The following is a 20,959-nucleotide window of genomic DNA, read 5'->3' on the forward strand; positions in this document are numbered from 1 at the left end:
GTAATGATGGGCGAGTCGGCACGCAAGCCCCAGGAAGCCGTATCATCGGCCGCAGTCGAATGCGTCGAACAGCGGGTCGAATCGGTTGGATGGTGAGCGCATGAACATCGGCGAGATCGCCAAGCGTGCGGGCGTGTCGCGCAGCACGGTGTCCTACGCGCTGAGCGGGAAGCGCCCGGTCGCGGAGGCGACCGCCAAGCGCATCAACGACGTGATCACCGAACTCGGCTACCGCCCGAACGCCAGCGCCCGAGCCCTCGCCGAAGGCCGGACCCGGACCCTCGGTCTGGTCATACCACCCGCCGGCGCCCGCCTGACCGGAGCCCAGCTGGGTTTCGTCGCGGGCGTGGTCGAAGCCGCTGCCGCGCACGACTTGGACGTGCTCGTCTCGCCCAGCGGTGGGGGGCACGACCGTTCCTTCGAGCGGATCGTGAGCGGGCGGAGGGTCGACGGGGTGATCCTGATGGAGATCCTGCTGGACGACCCGAGGGTGAGCCGCTTGGAGGAGAGCGGCCTGCCGTTCGTGACGATCGGGCACGTCGAACACCCCGGCGCTTCGTGGTGGGTGGACGTCGACTACGCGGCGCTGATCAGGCGGTGCGTGCACCACCTGGCCGATCTGGGCCACGAGGAGGTGGTGCTGATCAATCGTTCTCCCGAACTGGTCGCCTCGGGCTACGGTCCCGCCGCGCGGTCGACGGCGGGGTTCCTGGAGGCGGCGGAGCAGCGGGGCGTGCGGGCGCACGTGGTGACGTGTCCCGACGAGCCCGGGGCGGGGTTTGCTTGTTTTGAGGACATCCGCACGCGGTTGCCGGGGGTCACCGGGTTGGTGACGATCAACGAGGCGGCTTTGCCGGGGTTGCAACGGGCGTTGCACCGGGCGGAGTTGGAGGTGCCGCGGGACTTCTCGATTACCGGGGTGATCGCGGATCACCTGGCCGAGGACTTCCACCCGCCGTTGACGGCTGCCGATGTGCCGGCGGGGGAGATGGCTCGGTTGGCGTTGGAGTTGTTGCTGGAGCAGATCGGGAACCCGGGGGCTACGCCCAGGCACGCTTTGCTGATGCCCGCGGTGACGTTGCGGTCGAGCACGGGCGCTCGACGGCGGTAAGCCCGGTAGCTCGCTTTGCCTGCGCGCGCCAGTACGTCCGTTCGTGAGCGCGAAGCGCGTTCCTCCTCCAGCAGGGCGGAGTGCGTCCTGTCGTGACCCGCGAAGCGTGGACTCGGGGGTGACGCGGACCGGTCTAAAGATCAAAAGCGCCTCACTGGCGGCGAACCACCAGAGATGGGCACAACTACAACAGCCGGGCTCGAGTTGTGCCCCCCTCGGCGGCGCTGCCCGCCCGGCGCTGCCGCCGAAGAACAGCCGGGTTGACGGTGCCGGTTGCCGGTGGTGGTGGATGGTTTTGCGTAGCGTTTCGATTGGGTGAGGCCTTGTGCGGGCTGGGGGTTCGCGCGTACGGTGGCGCAGCGATCGAATCGGTTCGACCCCCGTTCGGCCGATTCGTCGGTAGTCCTCATGGTTCAACGGCGAACTAACGGCGAACACCGAACTCCGCGCCCGCCGGGGAGCCGTGGCAGCACCACGACCCGTCCCTGCACCGGGAGACTGATGTGGACACCACTCGCCGAGGGCATCGCGCCATATTTGTCCTGCTGGCTGCCATGATCGCGCAACTCTTACCCGGCCTCCCCGCCCGGGCGGCCGACGAGTCGATCAGCGTCGACTTCTCCGTCACCGGTGGCGCGCCGACCTACCGCGCTTCGGGCTGGATCTACGGCATGACCGAGGACGCCTCGGCGCCTGCCGACAACTTCTTCCGGGACGTCAAGTTCCGCTTCATGCGTGCCGGTGGCGCTCAACTGGACAGTCCGGGCGGTTGGGTCTCGGGCAAGTACGACCGGCGGTGGAACGCGACCCGCGCCCAGTTGCTGCGCACTCGCGCCCTCGGCGGTGAGTTCGTCCTGCTGCCGCACGACCTCTGGGGCGCCGACGGCTACCCGATCTCCCGCTTCCCCGGTGACAACGGCAACTGGGCCGACTACGACGCCTTCCTCACCCGCGTGATCGCCGACGTCCGGGCGACCGGCGCCCCGGTCCAGTGGGACATCTGGAACGAACCCAACATCACCCTGTTCTGGAACCGGCCCCAGGCCCAGTACCTCGAACTGTGGCGGCGCACGTACCAGCGCATCCGCGCCGAGTTCCCGAGTCACCTGATCGTCGGGCCGAGCCTGGCCGGTGTGCCGTCGACCTCGCCCGGGTGGTGGACGCAGTACCTGGACTTCGTGAAGGCCAACAACGTCGTCCCGGACATCATCAGCTGGCACGCCCTGCCCAGCGACCCGGTCGCCAACGTCGCGGCGGCCAACGCCAGCCTCGACGCGCGCGGCATCCCGCACCCCCGTCCCTACCAGATCAACGAGTACGCGGCCTCCAACGAGCAGAACCCCGCCGACGGGGCCTGGTACATCGCCCGGTTGGAACGCGCCGGTGCGGACGGGTTGCGGGCCAACTGGGCCAGCGCCGGGAACCTGCACAACGACCTGGCGAACCTGCTGGTCCGCGACTCCGCGGGCCGCCACCAGCCCAAGGGCGAGTGGTGGGTCTACAAGTTCTACGGCTCGCAGACCGGTGTGACGGCCTCGGTCACCCCGAGCGCGAACTACGACGCCTTCGCCACCAAGACGACCGGCAGCGCCAAGGTCCTCGTCGGTGGCGGGCGCACCACCGGGAACATCGCGGTGAACCTGCGCCGCCTGGACACCACGAGCGGCGTCGTGGTGAACAACCAGGTGCGGGTGCTCGCCGAGCGCATCCCGCACAACGGGGGCGCGGCGGTGGCCGGGCCGGTGACTGTTTTGAACTCCGTCGTCACCCTGTCCAGCAATGGTGTCACGGTGAACTTGCCGCATACCGCTGTCGATGACACCTTCACGATCACCCTGCTCCCGCCCACCGACCCCGGTGGCGGCTCCTTCGAGTCCACCGCGGTCGCCCAGCACTCGCAGCAGTGCCTGACCAACCCCGACCGCAGCACCGCCGACGGCACCCAGCAGCGCCAGCAGACCTGCGGCACGGGTGACGAGCAGCGGTGGACCTTCAGCCCGGTGGCCGGGTTGGCCGACACGTTCACCGTGGTCAACCGGCAGTCCGGCAAGTGCCTCGACGTCAACTCGGGGTCCACTTCGGACGGTGCCGCGGTGATCCAGTGGGCCTGCCACGGCAACCCCAACCAGCAGTACACGCTCCGGAAGGTCACCTACGCGGGCAGCGACGCGCGGGACTACCAGCTCGTCGCCCGCCACAGCGGCAAGTGCGTCGACGTCGCGAACGTCTCCACCGCGCCGGGCGCGGCCGTGCACCAGTGGACGTGCAAGCCGGTGGACCAGTCCAGTCCGCTCAACCAGACCTGGCGCCTGCCGGGTCGCTGATCACCACCAGCGGCCGGCGGGGGCACCCCTGCCGGCCGCGTTCTCGTCACCGGATCTGGGAGCGCTCCCGGAACCACTCCTCCAAAGGCGAAGGAGAACGCATGACCCGCCCGACCCGATGGCGCAGGCACTCCGCCATCGCTTCTCTCGTCCTGGCCACCGCCGCGACCCTCCTGCCGACCCCCGCCTCCGCCGCCGAGACCACCCTGGGCGCGGCGGCGGCGCAGACCGGCCGGTACTTCGGCACGGCGGTGGCCGCGGGCCGCCTCGGCGACAGCCAGTACACGACGATCCTCAACCGGGAGTTCAACTCCATCACCGCCGAGAACGAGATGAAGTGGGACGCCACCGAACCGTCCCGCGGCAACTTCACCTTCGGCGGGGCCGACCGGATCGCCACGCACGCCCGCAACAACAACAAGCGCCTGCGCGGCCACACCCTGGTCTGGCACTCCCAGCTGCCCCAATGGGTCAAGGACATCCGCGACGCCAACACCCTGCGCAGCGTGATGAACAACCACATCACCACCGTCGCGGCCCGCTACCGCGGCCAGATCGACTCCTGGGACGTGGTCAACGAGGCGTTCGCCGACGGCACCACCCAGCTGCGCCCCTCGGTGTTCCGCGACGTGCTGGGCAGCGGGTTCATCGAGGAGGCCTTCCGCACCGCCCGCGCGGCCGACCCCGGCGCCAAGCTCTGCTACAACGACTACAACGTCGAGGACTGGAACGCGGCGAAGACCCAGGGCATGTACAACCTGGTTCGCGACTTCAAGGCGCGCGGCGTGCCGATCGACTGCGTCGGCCTCCAGGCCCACTTCGGCTCCGGCGGACCGCCCGCCACCTTCCAGACGACGCTGACCAACTTCGCCGCGCTCGGCGTGGACGTCCAGATCACCGAGCTGGACATCGCCAACGCGCCCACCACCGGGTACGCCAACACCGTCCGGGCCTGCATGAACGTCCCGCGCTGCACCGGCATCACGGTGTGGGGCATCCGGGACAGCGACTCGTGGCGGTCGGGCGAGAACCCGCTGCTGTTCGACCGCTCCGGCAACAAGAAGCCCGCCTACGACTCGGTCCTGTCGGTGCTGAACGGCGGCACCAACCCCGGTGGCGGCGTGCAGGTCGGCGTGAACTACCGGCTGGTCGCCTCGCACAGCGGGAAGGCGGCGGACATCAACGGGGCGTCCACGGCGGCGGGGGCGTTGCTGATCCAGTGGACGGCCGGCAGCGGCCTCAACCAGCAGTTCGACTTCCTGTCCTCGGGTGAGGGCTACTACCGGGTGCGGGCGCGGCACAGCGGCCTGGTGTTGCAGGCGACCGGGACGTCGACGGGGGCGGACATCGTCCAGCAGCCGGACGCGAACTCGGCGGCCCAGCAATGGCGGGTGGTCGACCACGGTGGCGGTGTGATCAGCCTGGTCAACCGGGCCAGCAACCTGGCGCTGGACGTCTGGAGCGCCTCGACCGCCGACGGCGCGCGCATCTCCCAGTGGACCTACACCGGCGGCGCGAACCAGCGCTTCCAGCTCAACCGCGTCTGACCGGACAACGAGACGGAAAGTGTTGCCCACCATGAGAAACCGACTCAACGCGGCGCTCTCCGCCGCGCTCCTGGCCGTGGCGGGCGCGGTGGCGGTGACGACCGCGACCGCGCCGCCCGCCGCCGCGCACGCCGTCAACCCGGCGGACTTCCAGCAGGTCGAACTGGCCAAGGGCGTCGCCGAGATGGGCGAGCCGATGTCGATGACCGTGCTGCCCGACCGCTCGGTCCTGCACACTTCCCGCAACGGCACGGTCCGTCGCACGACGGCGTCCGGGACCACCAGCGTCATCGGGAACATCCCGGTCTACACCCACGACGAGGAGGGCCTGCAGGGCATCGCGGCGGACCCGAACTTCGCCACCAACCGGCACGTCTTCATCTACTACGCGCCCACGTTGAACACCCCGGGCGGTGACGCGCCGTCCAGCGGCAGCGACTTCTCCGCGTGGAACGGCGTCAACCGGCTGTCCCGCTTCACCCTCAACAGCGACTTCACGCTCAACATGTCCAGCCAGGTCACCGTGCTGGACGTGCCGACCAGCCGGGGCATGTGCTGCCACGTCGGCGGCGACATCGACTTCGACGCGGCCGGCAACCTGTACCTGTCCACCGGCGACGACACCAACCCGTTCGACTCCAGCGGTTACACCCCGATCGACGAGCGGTCGGGCCGCAACCCCGCCTACGACGCCCAGCGCAGCGCGGGCAACACCAACGACCTGCGCGGCAAGGTGCTGCGGATCAAGGTCAACCCGGACGGCACCTACACCATCCCGGCGGGCAACCTGTTCGCCCCGGGCACCGCCCGCACCCGGCCCGAGATCTACGCGATGGGCCTGCGCAACCCGTTCCGGTTCAACGTGGACAAGGCGACCGGCACGATCTACCTGGGCGACTACGGCCCCGACGCGGGCTCGGCGAGCAACACCCGCGGACCCCAGGGCATGGTGGAGTTCAACCGGATCACGTCGGCGGGCAACTACGGGTGGCCGTACTGCGTGGGCGGCAACACCTCCGCCGAGACCTACGTCGACTTCACCTTCCCGTCCGGCCCGTCCGGCAGCCGGTTCAACTGCGCCGCGCCGGTCAACAACTCGCCCAACAACACCGGCCTGACCAACCTGCCCGCCGCGCGGGCCGCGTGGATCAAGTACGACAACTGCTCGTTCTCCGCGTTCGGCTGCGGGTCGGAGTCGCCGATGAGCGCCCCGGTCTACCGGTACGACGCGGCGAACCCGTCCACCGTGAAGTTCCCGCAGTCGCTGGACGGGCACGTGTTCGCCACCGAGTTCGGCCGCCGCTGGATCAAGGTCGTGGACGTCAACGCGGACGGCTCCGCCGGGCAGGTCAGCGACTTCCCGTGGCGCGGCACGCAGGTCATGGACGCCTCGTTCGGCCCGGACGGCGCGCTCTACGTGCTGGACTACGGCACCGGCTGGGGCAGCGGCGACGCCAGCTCGGCGCTGTACCGCATCGAGTACATCGGCAGCGGCAACAACCGCGCGCCGATCGCGAACGCGTCGGCCGACCGCACGTCCGGCGGCGCGCCGCTGACGGTGAACTTCTCGTCGAGCGGCTCCTCGGACCCCGAGGGCGGCGCGCTGACGTACTCGTGGAACTTCGGTGACGGCACCACGTCGACCGCGGCCAACCCGAGCAAGACCTTCACCGCCAACGGCCAGTACACCGTCACGCTCACCGTGCGCGACCCAGGTGGGCTCACCGGCAGTACGAACCTGACCATCACGGTCGGCAACGCGGCTCCGGTGGTCACGTTGAACACACCGCCCAACGGTTCGTTGTTCAGCTTCGGCGACACGATCCCGTACACGATCACGGTGACCGATGCCGAGGACGGCACGATCGACTGCGCCAGGGTGAAGTTGTCCTACATCCTCGGGCACGACAGCCACGGCCACCCGATCACGTCCAAGACCGGGTGCTCGGGCACGCTCCAGATCCCGGTGGACGGCGAGCACGACACGGCGGCGAACCTGTTCGCGGTGTTCGACGCCGAGTACACCGACAACGGCGCGAACGGTGTCCCGCCGGCCACCACGCACACCCAGCACACCTTGCAGCTGCGGCACCGGCAGGCTGAGCACTACACGTCCCAGTCCGGTGTCGGGCTGTACGACAAGACCGCGGCCGAGGGTGGTCGCACGGTCGGCGACGTGCACAACGGGGACTGGATCGCGTTCCAGCCCTACAACCTGACCGGCGCCAACCGGTTCACCGCGCGGGTGTCGTCGGCGGGCGCGGGCGGCACGATCTCGGTGCGGACCGGCTCGGCGACCGGGCCGGTGCTGGGCACCGCGACGGTGCCGGTGACCGGTGGTTGGGACACGTTCACCGAGGTCTCGGCGGGTTTGACGAACGTGCCGACCACGACCGGGCCGCTCTACCTGACGTTCGCGGGTAGTGGCACGGGTTACCTGTTCGACGTGGACGCGTTCACCCTCGGGACGTCGACCGGGACGCGTACTGGTCCGATCACGGGTCCGGGCGGGAAGTGCGTGGACGTCAGCGGGGGCAGTACGGCTGACGGGGCGCGCATCCAGTTGTGGACCTGCAACAGCGGTACCAACCAGCAGTGGTCTGTTCAAGGGTCGACGTTGCGGGCGTTGGGCAAGTGCATGGACGCGGCCGGGACTGCCGATGGCAGTGCGGTGCGGTTGTGGACCTGCAACGGCGGTTCGGCGCAGAACTGGTCGGTCGGAGCGAACGGGTCGCTGGTCAACGCGTCCGGGAAGTGCTTGGACGCGAACGGCGCTTCGACGGCGGACGGGACGGCGTTGATCGTCTGGTCCTGCCACGGCGGTGCGAACCAGCGCTGGACGCTGCCCTGAGGCTTTGGGAGGTTGAGATGAGTTTTCCTTCTGCGAGAAGAGCGTTTGGTGCTGCATTTGCGGCACTGGTCGCCGGGGCGGTGGTCGCTGCGCCACCGGCGGCGGCCGTTGACACGCCCTATGACGTGTTGGTCTTTTCGAAGACCGCGGGGTTCCGGCACGATTCGATCGCCGTGGGCACCCAGATGATCCGGGACTTGGGTGCGGGCAACAACTTCACGGTGACCGCGACCGAGGACTCGACCCAGTTCAACGCCACCAACCTGGCTCGGTTCGAGGCGGTGGTGTTCCTCAACACCACCGGGGACGTGTTGAACGCGATGCAGCAGACCGCGTTCGAGTCCTACATCCGGGGTGGGGGCGGGTACGTCGGTATTCACTCGGCGGCGGACACCGAGTACGACTGGCCGTTCTACGGGGAGCTGGTGGGCGCGTACTTCTCGTCGCACCCGGCCATCCAGCAGGCGACCGTGCGGGTCGAGAACCGGGCGCACCCGGCGACCGCTCATTTGGGTTCGAGTTGGGTGCGGACGGACGAGTGGTACAACTACCGGACCAACCCGCGGTCGACGGTTCGGGTGCTGGCCACGCTGGACGAGTCGACGTACTCGGGCGGCTCGATGGGTGGCGACCACCCGCACACGTGGTGCAAGACGGTTGGTAGCGGGCGGTCGTTCTACACCGGCAGCGGGCACACGCAGTCGTCGTACTCGGAGGCCGGGTTCCGGTCGATGGTGTTGGGCGGGCTGCGGTACGCGTCCGGTCGGGCCAAGGCCGATTGCCGACCGGAGACCGGGTACACCGCTTTGTACAACGGATCCACCACTGGGTGGTCGCAGGCCGGGCCCGGGAGCTTCTCCAACGCCGACGGGACTTTGCGGTCGTCCGGGGGCATGGGGCTGTACTGGTACAGCGCTCGGGAGTTCCGGTCGTACTCGCTGAAGGCGGACTGGCGGGTTGACGGGGACGACAACTCTGGTGTGTTCGTCGGGTTCCCGGCCAGTTCTGATCCGAACTCGGCGATCGCCAACGGGTACGAGGTGCAGATCGACGCTACCGATACGCCGGACCGGACTACTGGGTCGGTGTACGGGGTCAAGGCGCCTGATGCTGCGGCTCGGGACGCGGCGTTGAACCCGCCGGGGGAGTGGAACACGTTCGAGCTGCTGGTTGAGGGCGAGCGGCTTCAGGTGTTCTTGAACGGGGTGAAGATCAACGACTTCACCAATACCGATCCGGTGCGGTCGTTGGCTTCCGGGCACATCGGGTTGCAGAACCACGGGACGGGCGATGACGTGTCGTTCCGGAATGTCCGGATCAAGGAGTTGGGCGGGACCACGCCGCGGACTGGGCCGATTCGGTCGGCCAGCGGGAAGTGCGTGGACGTGAGCGGCAACAGCTCTGCTGATGGTGCGCGGATCCAGTTGTGGAGCTGCCACGGCGGGGCGAACCAGCAGTGGACCGTTGAAGGGTCTACTTTGCGGGCGTTGGGCAAGTGCATGGACGCGGCCGGGACTGCGGATGGCAGTGCGGTGCGGTTGTGGACGTGCAACGGCGGTTCGGCGCAGAACTGGACCGCGGGGTCGAACGGGTCGCTGGTCAACGCGTCTGGGAAGTGCCTTGACGCCAACGGCGGGTCGTCGGCGGACGGGACGGCGTTGATCGTCTGGTCCTGCCACGGTGGTACCAACCAGCGTTGGACGTTGCCATGAGTGGCCGGGGCGTTGTTACAGGTGCGGTAGCGCTGCTCGTGGCCGGTGTGCTTTCCGGGTTCAGCGCGCCGGCTGCGTCGGCGGCGACCGTGGACACCAATGCCTGGTATGTGCTGGTCAACCGGAACAGCGGCAAGGCGTTGGACGTTTATGCCGCGTCGACGAGTGATGGTGCTCGGATCTCGCAGTGGACGCGGAACGACGGGACCAACCAGCAGTTCCAGTTCGTGGACGCCGGGGGCGGTTATTACCGGGTGAAGGCTCGGCACTCCAGCAAGGTGTTGGACGTGTCGGGGGCTTCGACGGCTGACGGTGCCGCGGTTGTGCAGTGGGCTGATCACGGTGGGGCCAACCAGCAGTTCCGGCTGGCCGACTCGGCCGACGGTTACGTGCGGCTGATCAACCGGAACAGCGGTAAAGCCGTTGAGGTCCAGGGATCGTCCACTGCGGACGGTGCGAACGTCGTGCAGTACAGCGATCACGGCGGGAACAACCAGCAGTGGCAGCTGGCCAAGGTCGACGGTGGCGGCACTCCGGGTGGTTCCGGGTGCGGCAAGGCGCCTGGGTTGAGCAGCGGGTCGCATACCATTACGAGTAACGGGAAGTCGCGGAGTTTCATCCTTCGCGTGCCGGTCGGGTACGACCAGAACCGGCCTTATCGGTTGATCTTCGCGTTCCACTGGCGTGGCGGCACGATGAACGACGTGTCGTCGGGCGGGACCAGTGGTACGGCGTGGTCGTACTACGGGATGCAGGAGCAGTCCAACAACAGCGCGATCCTCGTCGCGCCGCAGGGTCTCGGGAACGGGTGGGCGAACTCGGGTGGCGAGGACGTCACGTTCGTCGACGACATGATCCGGCGGATCGAGAGTGCGCTGTGCGTGAACCCCGGGCAGCGGTTCGCCATGGGGTTCAGTTACGGCGGCGGGATGAGCTACGCGCTGGCCTGTGCTCGGGCGACGGTGTTCCGCGCCGTGGTGGTGTACGCGGGGGCGCAGTTGAGCGGGTGTGCCGGCGGGACCCAGCCGATCGCGTACTTCGGCATCCACGGGATCTCGGACAACGTCCTGAACATCTCGTTGGGGCGGGGTCTGCGGGACACGTTCGTGCGGGCCAACGGGTGCACGGCGCAGAGCCCGCGTGAGCCCGGCGGCGGGAGCCTGACGCACATCACGACGGCGTACTCCGGGTGTCGGGCGGGGTACCCGGTGCAGTGGGCGGCGTTCGACGGCGGGCACATGCCGGGGCCGGTGGACGGGTGTGCTTGTGAGAGCGGGGTGCGGACCTGGACCAAGGGTGAGGCTTGGCGCTTCTTGTCCCAGTTCTAGTCCCAGCTCTGCTCTTTGATCAGCCCGGCGCTCCTTTTGGGGCGCCGGGCTTTTCTTTGGGTCTTGGGCTCGCTTCGCTTTGTGGACGCGCCGGCGCGCTCTCAAGATCAAAGCGCCTCGCCGGCGGGCAGGCCGCCAAGGATGGACACAAAAGCAACTGCGGGGGCTTGAGCTGTGACCTGGCGGAGGCCCTGCCTCGGCGCTGCGCGTCAGTCCACGACCTGCCGGCGCTGCGCGTCAGTCCACGACCTGCCGGCGCTGCGCGTCAGTCCACGACCTGCCGGCGTTGCGTGCCGATGCATCCGCTCGTTTGCGTGCATGGTTGGTGCTGTCAATAGCTTCAGTGTCACCCGAAAGTGTGAACCTGGGAGGTGGTGCGGTGGAGCGCTGCTGGGGTGAGTGGCTGGGTAGTGAGCGGCCCGGACGGGCGGCGGTGAGGCCGCCCGTCCGGGCCGGTGAGGGGGAGTGGTTACAGGTGGGTCAGGTGGTGGTGCAAGGGGTGTTGTTGAGGGTGAAGTTGGTCGGCTTCGAGGTGTTGCCGGTGTGGGTGGCTTGGAAGCCGATGGTGGTGGGCGTGTTCGGCGGGAGAGCGGCGTTGTAAGGGGCGTTCCTTGCCGTTACCTGGCCCGACGTCGGGCTGTAGGTGGCGTTCCAGCCGCTGGTGATGGTTTGCCCGCTCGGCAGGGTGAAGGTCAGGGTCCAGCCGTTGATGGTCGCGGGACCGGTGTTGGTGATGGTCAGGTTTTCCGTCAGGCCGGTGTTCCAGGCGTTGACGGTGGCGGTTACCTGGCAGGTGCCGGGGTTGGGCGTCGTCGTGGTGGTGGTCGTAGTAGTGGTGGTCGTAGTAGAAGTGGTCGTCGTCGTGGTTGTGGTGGTGGTGCCTGGGGTGGTCAGGCCGAAGAAGGTCAGGGCTTGGGCGGCCATGCCGGTGCTGGGGAGGGTGTGGCCGGCGCCCTGGATGCTGTACGCCTCCACCTGGACCCTGCCGTTGCTGTCGGCGTAGCGGCGGCGGTTCCAGTTGGGTTGGGGGGTGTCGGTGCTGGTGGGGGTTTGGGACAGGCCGAAGACGTTGGTCCACTGCTCGATGGATTCCTGGAGCAGGGCGTACGGGACGAGGGTGTCGTTGGTGCCGTGCCAGAGTTGGACCCTGGGGCGCGGACCGGTGTAACCCGGGTAGGCCTGGCGGACCGCGTCACCCCACTGTTGAGGTGTGCGGTTCGCGCCTCCGCTCCCGGTGCACTTGCTGGAGCCGGGTGGGTAGTCGGCGGCGTTCGCGAAGCAGTTGAACGGGACGCCCATGAACGCCGCGCCCGCCTTGAAGACGTCCGGGTACAGGGCGAGCATGTGGTTGGTCATCATGCCGCCGGAGGAGGAACCGGTGGCGAAGACCTTGCCGGGGTCGGCGTTGTAGCGCTGCTTGACGTAGTTGATCATGGAGATGATCGAGCTGGGGTCGCTGCCGCCGCCCCGTCGTTTGGCGGCGTCGGACCAGGTGTCGAAGCAGTTGCCGAAACCCGCTTGTTGTTGGGCGCTGGGGTAGATGACGACGTATCCGTAGCGGTCGGCCAGCGGTGAGAACTCGCTGCTCTGGTGGAAGCCCGGGCCTGAGCCGCCGCAGCCGTGCATCGCGACGACTATGCCGGGAGCCGCGGGGCGGGTGTCGGGCACGTAGATGTGCATCCGCATGCCGCCGGGGTTGTCGCCGAAGTTGGTGACCTCGGTCAGGGTCGCCGCCGACGCCGGTTCCGGAGTGGCGGTGACCAGGGCTGTGGCGGTGAGAGCGGCCACCGCGGCGAACACCACGCTCGGTAAGACCTTCATGCGCTTGACCCCTTCGTTTCGCGCACGGTCGAGGAAGGTGGCGGTGTGACACTTAGCCTGGCGACAGGACGGGGAACTGTCAAACGTGCGTCTCGATTGCGCCGGTTAGAGTCGGCCCGTGGCTGGGCCGTACGACATCGAGGAGATCTTCCCGGACGACGGGGTCCGGTTGCCGCGTACGCAGAACGGGGGATCGCCGCAAGGGTTGGCGGTCACCCTGTTGGCCGACTACACGTTGCGGGATCGGGCCTGGTTGCCGGCATCGGCGATCGTGACCTTGCTCGGTGAGGCGGGGGTGAGCCATGCGAGTGCGCGGGCCACGATCAGTCGGTTGGCCCGGAGGGGCGTGCTGGAGGGCAGCAGGGAAGGGCGGACCAGTTCGTACCGGCTGACGGCGGGTGCGGCGGCCGTGTTGGCGGCGGGTGGTCGGGTGATCTTCGCGCCGGCGCCGGACTACGAGTGGGACCGGTGGTGGACGTTGATCGCCTTCTCCCTGCCCCAAGGGGATGTGGTGGGAAGGCGGGAGTTGCGGGGGAAGTTGCGGTGGCTGGGGTGTGCGCCGCTGTACGACGGGTTGTGGATCTCGCCGCACGACCTGACCGGTGAGGCCCGGTCGCAGTTGGCCGGGCTCGCCTCCGGGGCGTTGACGGTGTTCCGGGCGCGTCACGTCGAGCTGGGGGAGTCGGTGGGCCGTGACCCGGTGGAGGCTTGGGACACGGCCGCCATCGCCGAGCGGTATGACGCGTTCATCCGGCGGTGGGAGCCGGTGCGGGGGCGGGTTGGTGGGATCACCGGGGCGGAGGCGGTTCGGACCCGGACGGAGGTGATGGACACCTATCGGCGGCTGCCTGTGCTGGACCCCGGGTTGCCCAGGGTGCTGCTGCCGGCGGACTGGCCGCGTGATCCCGCACGGGAGCTGTTCGCGGCGCTCTACGACGGGTTGGCGGCAGCGGCGGAGGACCACGTGCGGGAAGTGGCGGGGCCCGCGGTTCGGGCGCACACGGTGGCGGAGTTGGTGGCGGGGCTTTAGGTCATTCGAGCTTCTCGAACAGGAACTCGTGCTTCATGAACGACGTGTCGTACTCGTGGCCGGGGTACGGCGGGATGAGCTGGGAGGCCTGGAAGAGGCGCCAGCCGTCGCGGAGGGCGTCGACACCGGTCGCGTACGGGGGTTCGTCGCTGTCGCCGGTGGTGGGGTGGGTGCGTCCGGTGCCGTCGTAGGACGACCAGCCGACCACGCGGTCGTCCAAGGCCGAGGAGTTCAGGTAGAGCACCAGCACTCGCTGCTTCACGCGGTCCTCCCGGGGCGGTTGCTGACCCTGGTCGCCCAGTAGTCGACGTCGAAGGTGTTGTCGTCGGTGAGGGTTCGCCACAGGGCGATGCGGTTGTAGACCTCCAGGCGCCAGGTTGCGTGTTCGTACCAGGGGAAGTACGTCGACAGCTCGGCGCGGACCTCCGGGTCGTCGAGGTCGGTGGTGTCCCAGAGGCGGACCTGCGGGGTGGTCGGGTTGAACCTGATCTTGAACATGTACCGGCGTCGTGCGGAGTCGTTGCGCCGGCCGCCGTGCCAGATGCCGTGGTGCAGTAGGAGGATCGTGCCGGCGGGGCAGGTCAGGCGGATCTGGCCGCGCAGGTTCTGGTAGCGGCCGGTGTCGCTCTCGTTGGTCAGGCGGAGGTGGCTGCCGGGGACCAGGAGGGTGCCGCCCATGTCGGCGGTGACCTCGTGCGGGTAGTACATGAGCTGCACGTCGAACGCGTCGCGCCGGGTGTCGATGATGGCGTCGCCGTGCAGGGGCTGGGCCTGGCCCTCGTTCGGTTCGCGCACGTGGACGGCGATGTGGTCGACGGTGGGGTCCGGGCCCACGAGGCTGCGCAGCGCGCCGGCGACGGCCGGGAGGTTCACCAGGCGGTGGGCGAACGAGTCGTCGGGGAAGGCTTTGCCCAGCGGGATTCCGTAGGGCACGTCGGGCACGCCGTCTCGCATGGCGGCCATCGCGGCGGTGTTGATGTCGTCGGGCACGACGGAGTCCAAGCGCAGGAATCCGTGCGACGCGAAGCGCGCCATCTGCACCGAAGACAGCAAGGTGGTCTCCATGCACCAAACCCTAGGAACGCGGTGCGGCGCTGTCGTGGGTTCAGATCACCATTACTGGTAAATTTTCACCATGGAGCGCGTCTTGGTTCGTCTCGGCTCGCCGCCGGTCGTGGCGAACCTGGGCGTCGGCGTCCACGGCGTCGCGAGCCGGCGGGACGAGTTCCTGCTGCCCGAGCTGTGGCAGCTGCACGTCTACGGCTACACCGCCGAACTGACCGTGGACGGCACGACGCACCCCATCCGCCCGGGCCACGTGAGCCTCGTCCCGCCGGGCACGCGGGTGTCCTACCGCTACCAGGGCCGCTCCGAGCACCTGTACGTGCACCTGCGCCTGTCGGACGACGGCGAGGCCCTGTCCGTGCCGGTCATGCAGCACGCGGGAGCGGAAACACCGCTGTTCACCGGCTTGTTGCGGCACGCCATCACGGTCGCGCCCGCGCAGCCCGCGATGGCCGCCGCCGAGGTGTGGACCGTGCTGTGGCGGGTCGCCCAGCTCTCGACCTCCGGCGGCGCGCACGGCGCGGTGGCCGCGGCCGTCGCGCACGTCGAGGCGAACCTCGCCGGTCCGCTGACCGTGCCCGGGGTCGCCGCCGCGGCCGGGGTGTCGCACAACCACCTGACCAGGCTGTTCCGCGCGGAGACCGGGCTGACCGTGGTGGCCTGGATCCGCCGCCGGCGGCTGGAACGGGCCCGCCACCTGCTGCGCGCCTCGACGCTGCCCATCCCGGCGGTCGCCGCGGCGGTCGGGTTCGACGACCTCCAGGCGTTCAACAAGGCGTGCCGGCGCGAGCTGGGCGCGTCGCCGCGCGCGGTGCGGGCCGGGCGAAACTGAGGTCTTCACGGTTCGGGACATCTCCGCTACCTTCTTGGAAGCGTTCCCGGGAGCTGCGCGGACGGCCGGTTCGGGCCACAGTGGACACATGACCGCGCGGCCGTCCAGTCGATCCCCCTTCCCCCGCGCGCGTTCCGCGCTGCGTCGACCATCCACGGAGGACACCCAGTGCACCGGTCCCGGGTGGCGGCCACCGCCGTCCTCACCGCCGCGTTGACCGCGGCCGGCATGATCACCAGCGCCCCGGCCCAGGCGGCCGAGGGGTGCCGGGTCGACTACAAGGTGACCAACCAGTGGCCGGGCGGGTTCACCGCCGACGTGCAGGTCACCAACCTCGGCGACGCCGTCAACGGCTGGCGGCTGACGTGGTCGTTCGGCGCCGGCCAGCAGGTCACCGCCTCGTGGGGCGCGACCGCGACCCAGTCCGGCGCGCAGGTCACCGCGGTCAACGCGAGCTGGAACGCGGCCCTGGGCACCGGCGCGTCCACGTCGTTCGGCTTCAACGCCAACGTGACCGGGTCGAACCCCGCGCCCGCCGCCTTCGCGCTCAACGGCACCGCGTGCACCGGCGCGCCCGCGCCCGCCGACCCGCTCGCCCGCGCGCACACCGCGGGCCGGGTCACCCAGGACGTCCGCTACTCCTGGCCCGGCATCTACTTCGAGGGCCGCGTCCGGGGCACCGGGGTCGGCATAGTGCTGGACGACGCGAACAACGACTACGACGTCCAGGTCGACGGCACGACCGTCGCCACCCTGGTCACCCCCGGCAAGACCACCCACTGGGTGAACGGCCTGAGCAACACCGAGCACCGCGTCCGGCTGGTCAAGCGGACCGAGAGCACGTGGGCGGCCGGGCAGTTCGGCGGCTTCGTCGCCGCGCAGGGCGGGCAGGTCCTGGAGAAGCCCGCCGCGCGCACCCGGCAGATCGAGTTCATCGGCGACTCCCAGACCGTCGGCTACGGCAACATGTCCACCCAGCGCGACTGCTCGACCAACGGCGGGGTCAACCGCAACACCAACAGCGACCTGAGCTACGGCGCCCTGACCGCGCGCTCGCTCAACGCCGACTACCAGGTCAACGCGTTCTCCGGCCTGGGCATGGTGCGCAACTACAACGGCGGTTCCCCCAACGTCACCTACCGCACCTACTACGACCGCGCGCTGCTGCACGTCGAGGGTGACGTGTGGCAGAACCCCGGCACGTGGAAGCCGCAGCTCGTCGTCATCGGCCTGGGCACCAACGACTTCTCCACCGCCATCAACCCCGGTGAGCCGTGGACCCCGGAGAGCCTCGTCGCCGCCTACAAGTCCGCCTACCAGGGCTTCCTGGACAAGCTGCGCACCCGCTACGGCGCCGGCACGACGATCCTGGTCAGCGCCCACGGCTCCGGCACCCTGCCCGACGCCGCCCGCCAGGTCGTGCGGGACCGCAACAACCAGGGCGACAGCCGGGTCCGCTTCTGGGGCTACGACGGCAGCGCCGCGCTGGACCTGCTCGGCTGCGACTGGCACTTCTCGGCGCGCGACCACCGGCTGCTCTCGGGTTCGCTCGCCGACTACATCGCCCGGCTCGGCCTGACGTGGTGACGCGCTTCCAGTGGGGCAACGACGACCTGGCCGCCGAGTTCGCCCTCACCGAGGACGGCGTCCTCCGGCTGGAGCGGCTCGGCGCGCCCGGCGCGCAGCACCACCCCGGCGCGCCCGTGCCGCTGGTGGCGGTGTCCGCGACGGGCCACGGCCGGACCTGGTCGGGCAACCGGTTCATCCACACCGCGATCGGCGAACGGTTGCGCCACAAGGAACACCGTTCGACGCACGAAGACGGCCTGCGGACGCTGACCGTCGAACTCCACGACCCGGCGACCGGCCTGACCGCCGAGGTGGTCTACCGCCTCGCGGACGGCATCCCCGTGCTGCGCTCGGAAGTCGTGCTGCGCAACGACGGCCCGACCGCGCTGCACCTGGAAACCGTCAGCTCGCTCGCGGTCGGGTGCCTCACGGACGCCTTGGACGACGCCGACGTGATGTGGGCGGACAACGACTGGTTCGCCGAGTGCCGGTGGCGGCGCGAACCGCTGCGGCTGAGTTCGCCGGTGATCAGCGGACGGGTGCGGATGGGCTACGGCCGGGGCGCGTTCGTGCTGGCCGGCCAGGGCGCCTGGTCCAGTTGCGGCACCCTGCCGATGGGCGGCCTGACCGACCGCCGGACCGGCCGGACTCATCTGTGGCAGGTCGAGCACAACGGGGGTGGCTGGCGCTGGGAGTGCGGAGAGCGCGAGGGTTCCGCCTACCTGGCGGCGTTCGGCCCGTGCGAAAGCCCGCACGGCTGGCGGCACACCCTCGAACCCGGCGCGGAGTTCCGCACCGTGCCGGTCGCCCTCGCCGTCAGTGATCAAGGCCCGGACCAGGCCTTCGCCGCGCTGACCCGACACCGCCGCGCGACCCGCCGCCCGCACCCCGACCACGAGCACCTGCCCGTCATCTTCAACGACTACATGAACTGCCTGATGGGCGACCCCACCACCGCGAAACTCCTGCCACTGGTCGACGCGGCGGCCGAGGCGGGCGCGGAGTACTTCGTCATCGACGCCGGCTGGTACGCCGACGAGGCGGAGAACTGGTGGGACACCGTGGGCGCGTGGGAACCCTCGCGGACCCGCTTCCCCGGCGGCATCCACGAGGTCCTGGACCACATCCGGGACCGCGGCATGGTGCCCGGCCTGTGGCTGGAGCCGGAGGTGGTCGGGACGCGCAGCCCGGTCGCCGACGCCCTGCCCGAGGAGGCGTTCTTCCGCCGCGAGGGCCTGCGGGTCGTGGAGAGCGGCCGGTACCACCTCGACCTGCGCCACCCCGCGGCCCGCGCCCACCTCGACCGGGTCGTGGACCGCCTGGTCGGCGAGTGGGGCGTGGGCTACCTCAAGCTGGACCACAACGTCGACCACGGCCCGGGCACCAGCGACCACCCCGGCGAGAGCCCCGCCGACGGCATGCTCGGCCACCACCGGGCGCACCTTGACTGGCTGGATGGCGTCCTGGACCGCCACCCGCACCTGGTGCTGGAGAACTGCGCGTCGGGCGGCATGCGCATGGACCACGCGCTGCTGTCCCGGATGCAGGTGCAGTCCACCAGCGACCAGCAGGACCTGGCCCGGTACGCGTCCATCGCCGCCGCCGTGCCCACCGCGGTCACCCCGGAGCAGGCGGCGGTGTGGGCGTACCCGCAGCCGGAGGACTCGCTCGACGAGGTCGCGTTCACCATGACCTCGGCGCTGCTGGGCCGGGTGCACCTGTCGGGACGCATTCCCGAACTCACTCCCGAAGCGCGCGCGCTCGTGCACGAGGCCATGGCCGTGTACAAGGAGATCCGCGCCGACCTGCCGCACGCACTCCCGTCGTGGCCGCTGGGCCTGCCGTCCTGGGACGACCCGTGGCTGGCCTTGGCCCTCCACACGCCCACCACCACGTACCTGGCCGTGTGGCGTCGCGGCGGCGAGCCCACGCTGAACCTGAACAACCCGGCCGGCCGCGTGGACCTGCTCTACCCCAGCACGAGCCAGGCGGTCTGCGAACCGCACCCGAACGGACTCGTGCTCACCCTTCCCACGGCCCCGTCCGCCGTGTTGCTGCGCCTCGCGCGATAGTTTGTTCGCGTTAACAAGTAGCGCCCTGATCTGCGTATAGAGACGCAGATCAGGGCGCGTGAGCGCTAACAACGAGCCGTTGACGTCCGGTGTCCGGCTCGTTACATTGGCCCGAAAGTTAACAGCTTCCCTGCCGAAAATTTCGAAACTCCCGCCTGCCGACCGATCCAGGAAGGTCTGGTCATGCTCTCGATACGACGCTTCTCGTCGCGGCGGGCCAAGGTGGCCGTCGCGGCGCTCGCGCCGGTCGCCGCCCTGTCCGTGCTGACGGCGGTCTCCGCGCCGGCCTCGGCCGCGCCGGGCTGCTCGGTCGCCTACACGTCCCCGTCCCAGTGGCAGGGCGGGTTCACCGCGAACGTGGTGATCACCAACGTCGGCGACGCGGTCGACGGGTGGACCCTCACGTGGTCGTTCGCCGCCGGCCAGCGGGTGACGCAGGCGTGGAACGCCGACGTGACGCAGAGCGGCGCGCAGGTGACGGCGAAGAACGTGTCCTACAACAGGTCCATCCCCACCGGCGGCAAGGTCGAGTTCGGCTTCAACGGCTCGTGGACCGGCAGCAACCCCGCGCCGGAAGCCTTCAGCCTCAACGGAACCCCGTGCACCGGAGGGGTGATCCCCACGTCCACCACGACCACGACCACCACCACGGGCACCCCGCCGGTCGGCAGCCTGCCGTCGAGCTTCCGCTGGTCCTCCAGCGGCATCCTGATCAGCCCGAAGCCCGACGCCACGCACCCCAACGTGGCGGTCAAGGACCCGAGCGTGGTCTACCACAACGGCAAGTACCACGTGTTCGCCTCGACCTACACCAACGGCTACAACCTGATGTACACCAGCTTCACCGACTGGTCGCAGGCGTCCTCCGCCCCGCACTACTACCTGGACCGCACGGCCATCGGCAGCGGGTACAAGGCCGCGCCACAGGTGTTCTACTTCGCGCCGCAACGGTTGTGGTACCTGGTCTACCAGACCGGTGACAACGCCTCGTACTCCACCAACACCGACATCGCCAACCCGGCGACGTGGTCCGCGCCGCGCGGCTTCTACGCCAACGGGATGCCGCAGATCATCCGCGACAACATCGGCAACGGCTACTGGGTGGACTTCTGGACCGTCTGCGACAGCGCCAAGTGCTACCTGTTCTCCTCCGACGACAACGGCCACCTGTACCGGTCGGAGACGAGCCTGTCGCAGTTCCCCAACGGCTTCACCAACACCGTGATCGCGATGCAGGACGCCGACAAGAACCGGCTGTTCGAGGCGTCCAACGTCTACAAGATCGCGGGCAAGCAGCAGTACCTGCTGGTGCACGAGGCCATCGGCACCGACGGCCGCCGCTACTTCCGCTCCTGGACCGCGCCGCAGATCACCGGACCGTGGACCGCGCTGGCCGACACCGAGGCCAACCCGTTCGCCCGCGCCAACAACGTGACGTTCCCGAGTGGACAGTGGACCCGGGACATCAGCCACGGCGAGGTGGTGCGCACCAACGTCGACCAGACGATGGAGATCAGCCCGTGCAAGCTGAGCTACCTGTACCAGGGGCTGGACCCCAACGCAGGCGGTGAGTACAACCGGCTGCCCTGGCGCCTGGGTCTGCTGACCCAGACCAACTCCACCTGCTGAGGGCGCGCGGGTCCCGCCGTCCCTGCCCGGCGGCGCCCGCGCCCTCATCCGCCGCCGCACGCAACCCC

General features: G+C 69.4%; 13 protein-coding genes and 1 pseudogene. 11 read left to right on the forward strand and 3 right to left on the reverse strand.

The window, feature by feature from the left end:
• The first annotated feature begins 100 nt into the window (after positions 1–100).
• From RIN75_RS29905 to RIN75_RS29930, 6 genes and pseudogenes are all read left to right on the forward strand, one after another.
• On the forward strand, positions 101–1,111 hold the full coding sequence (locus RIN75_RS29905; protein ID WP_309115382.1) for a LacI family DNA-binding transcriptional regulator: 1,011 nt from the start codon (positions 101–103) through the stop codon (positions 1,109–1,111).
• A gap of 554 nt (positions 1,112–1,665) precedes the next feature.
• Complete coding sequence (locus RIN75_RS29910) at positions 1,666–3,435, forward strand: RICIN domain-containing protein (protein ID WP_309115383.1); 1,770 nt, start codon at positions 1,666–1,668, stop codon at positions 3,433–3,435.
• A 101-nt stretch (positions 3,436–3,536) separates the two neighbouring features.
• Positions 3,537–4,982 (forward strand): endo-1,4-beta-xylanase, encoded by a 1,446-nt coding sequence (locus tag RIN75_RS29915; protein WP_309115384.1) that lies wholly within the window; start codon positions 3,537–3,539, stop codon positions 4,980–4,982.
• A gap of 31 nt (positions 4,983–5,013) precedes the next feature.
• Positions 5,014–7,833: a PQQ-dependent sugar dehydrogenase gene (locus RIN75_RS29920; protein WP_309115385.1), complete on the forward strand. Its 2,820-nt coding sequence runs from the start codon at positions 5,014–5,016 to the stop codon at positions 7,831–7,833.
• Positions 7,834–7,958: 125 nt separating this feature from the next.
• Entirely contained in the window at positions 7,959–9,545 is a 1,587-nt protein-coding gene (locus tag RIN75_RS29925; RefSeq protein WP_375296044.1) for a ThuA domain-containing protein, read from the forward strand.
• A gap of 110 nt (positions 9,546–9,655) precedes the next feature.
• A pseudogene (locus tag RIN75_RS29930) lies at positions 9,656–10,870 on the forward strand (RICIN domain-containing protein); the annotation flags it as partial.
• A gap of 483 nt (positions 10,871–11,353) precedes the next feature.
• Here RIN75_RS29930 and RIN75_RS29935 read toward each other — a convergent pair.
• Positions 11,354–12,694, reverse strand: coding sequence for a PHB depolymerase family esterase (locus tag RIN75_RS29935; RefSeq protein ID WP_309115388.1), 1,341 nt, complete (start codon positions 12,692–12,694; stop codon positions 11,354–11,356).
• A gap of 118 nt (positions 12,695–12,812) precedes the next feature.
• Between RIN75_RS29935 and RIN75_RS29940 the strand changes: the two genes are divergently transcribed.
• Entirely contained in the window at positions 12,813–13,724 is a 912-nt protein-coding gene (locus RIN75_RS29940) for a PaaX family transcriptional regulator C-terminal domain-containing protein (protein WP_309115389.1), read from the forward strand.
• Position 13,725: 1 nt separating this feature from the next.
• Here the strand turns inward: RIN75_RS29940 and RIN75_RS29945 are convergent, their stop codons facing one another.
• Both RIN75_RS29945 and RIN75_RS29950 read right to left on the reverse strand, forming a co-directional pair.
• A complete protein-coding gene (locus tag RIN75_RS29945) occupies positions 13,726–13,986 on the reverse strand; it encodes a hypothetical protein (protein ID WP_309115390.1) in 261 nt (86 codons plus the stop codon).
• Positions 13,983–14,789 (reverse strand): phytanoyl-CoA dioxygenase family protein, encoded by an 807-nt coding sequence (locus tag RIN75_RS29950; RefSeq protein WP_309115391.1) that lies wholly within the window; start codon positions 14,787–14,789, stop codon positions 13,983–13,985. The genes RIN75_RS29945 and RIN75_RS29950 overlap by 4 nt, the downstream gene beginning before the upstream one ends.
• Before the next feature lie 70 nt (positions 14,790–14,859).
• On the opposite strand from RIN75_RS29950, the gene RIN75_RS29955 reads away from it, so the two are divergent.
• From RIN75_RS29955 to RIN75_RS29970, 4 genes are all read left to right on the forward strand, one after another.
• Complete coding sequence (locus RIN75_RS29955; RefSeq protein ID WP_309115392.1) at positions 14,860–15,621, forward strand: helix-turn-helix transcriptional regulator; 762 nt, start codon at positions 14,860–14,862, stop codon at positions 15,619–15,621.
• A gap of 168 nt (positions 15,622–15,789) precedes the next feature.
• Complete coding sequence (locus RIN75_RS29960; RefSeq protein ID WP_309115393.1) at positions 15,790–17,208, forward strand: cellulose binding domain-containing protein; 1,419 nt, start codon at positions 15,790–15,792, stop codon at positions 17,206–17,208.
• Positions 17,205–19,262, forward strand: coding sequence for an alpha-galactosidase (locus RIN75_RS29965; RefSeq protein WP_309115394.1), 2,058 nt, complete (start codon positions 17,205–17,207; stop codon positions 19,260–19,262). The genes RIN75_RS29960 and RIN75_RS29965 overlap by 4 nt, the downstream gene beginning before the upstream one ends.
• Positions 19,263–19,445: 183 nt before the next feature.
• Positions 19,446–20,891 carry a non-reducing end alpha-L-arabinofuranosidase family hydrolase gene (locus RIN75_RS29970; protein ID WP_309115395.1) on the forward strand — a complete coding sequence of 482 codons (1,446 nt, stop codon included), beginning with the start codon at positions 19,446–19,448 and terminating at the stop codon, positions 20,889–20,891.
• Positions 20,892–20,959 lie beyond the last annotated feature (68 nt).

The sequence above is a fragment of the Saccharothrix sp. genome (assembly GCF_031180885.1).
In the GTDB taxonomy this organism is placed as follows: Bacteria; Actinomycetota; Actinomycetes; order Mycobacteriales; family Pseudonocardiaceae; genus Actinosynnema.

Bases quoted from the DNA above. Each gene is read 5' to 3' on its own strand.
- RIN75_RS29905 (WP_309115382.1), top strand. From the start codon at position 101: ATGAACATCGGCGAGATCGCCAAGCGTGCGGGCGTGTCGCGCAGCACG.
- RIN75_RS29910 (WP_309115383.1), top strand. From the start codon at position 1,666: ATGATCGCGCAACTCTTACCCGGCCTCCCCGCCCGGGCGGCCGACGAG.
- RIN75_RS29915 (WP_309115384.1), top strand. From the start codon at position 3,537: ATGACCCGCCCGACCCGATGGCGCAGGCACTCCGCCATCGCTTCTCTC.
- RIN75_RS29920 (WP_309115385.1), top strand. From the start codon at position 5,014: ATGAGAAACCGACTCAACGCGGCGCTCTCCGCCGCGCTCCTGGCCGTG.
- RIN75_RS29935 (WP_309115388.1), bottom strand. From the start codon at position 12,694: ATGAAGGTCTTACCGAGCGTGGTGTTCGCCGCGGTGGCCGCTCTCACC.
- RIN75_RS29950 (WP_309115391.1), bottom strand. From the start codon at position 14,789: ATGGAGACCACCTTGCTGTCTTCGGTGCAGATGGCGCGCTTCGCGTCG.
- RIN75_RS29955 (WP_309115392.1), top strand. From the start codon at position 14,860: ATGGAGCGCGTCTTGGTTCGTCTCGGCTCGCCGCCGGTCGTGGCGAAC.
- RIN75_RS29970 (WP_309115395.1), top strand. From the start codon at position 19,446: ATGCTCTCGATACGACGCTTCTCGTCGCGGCGGGCCAAGGTGGCCGTC.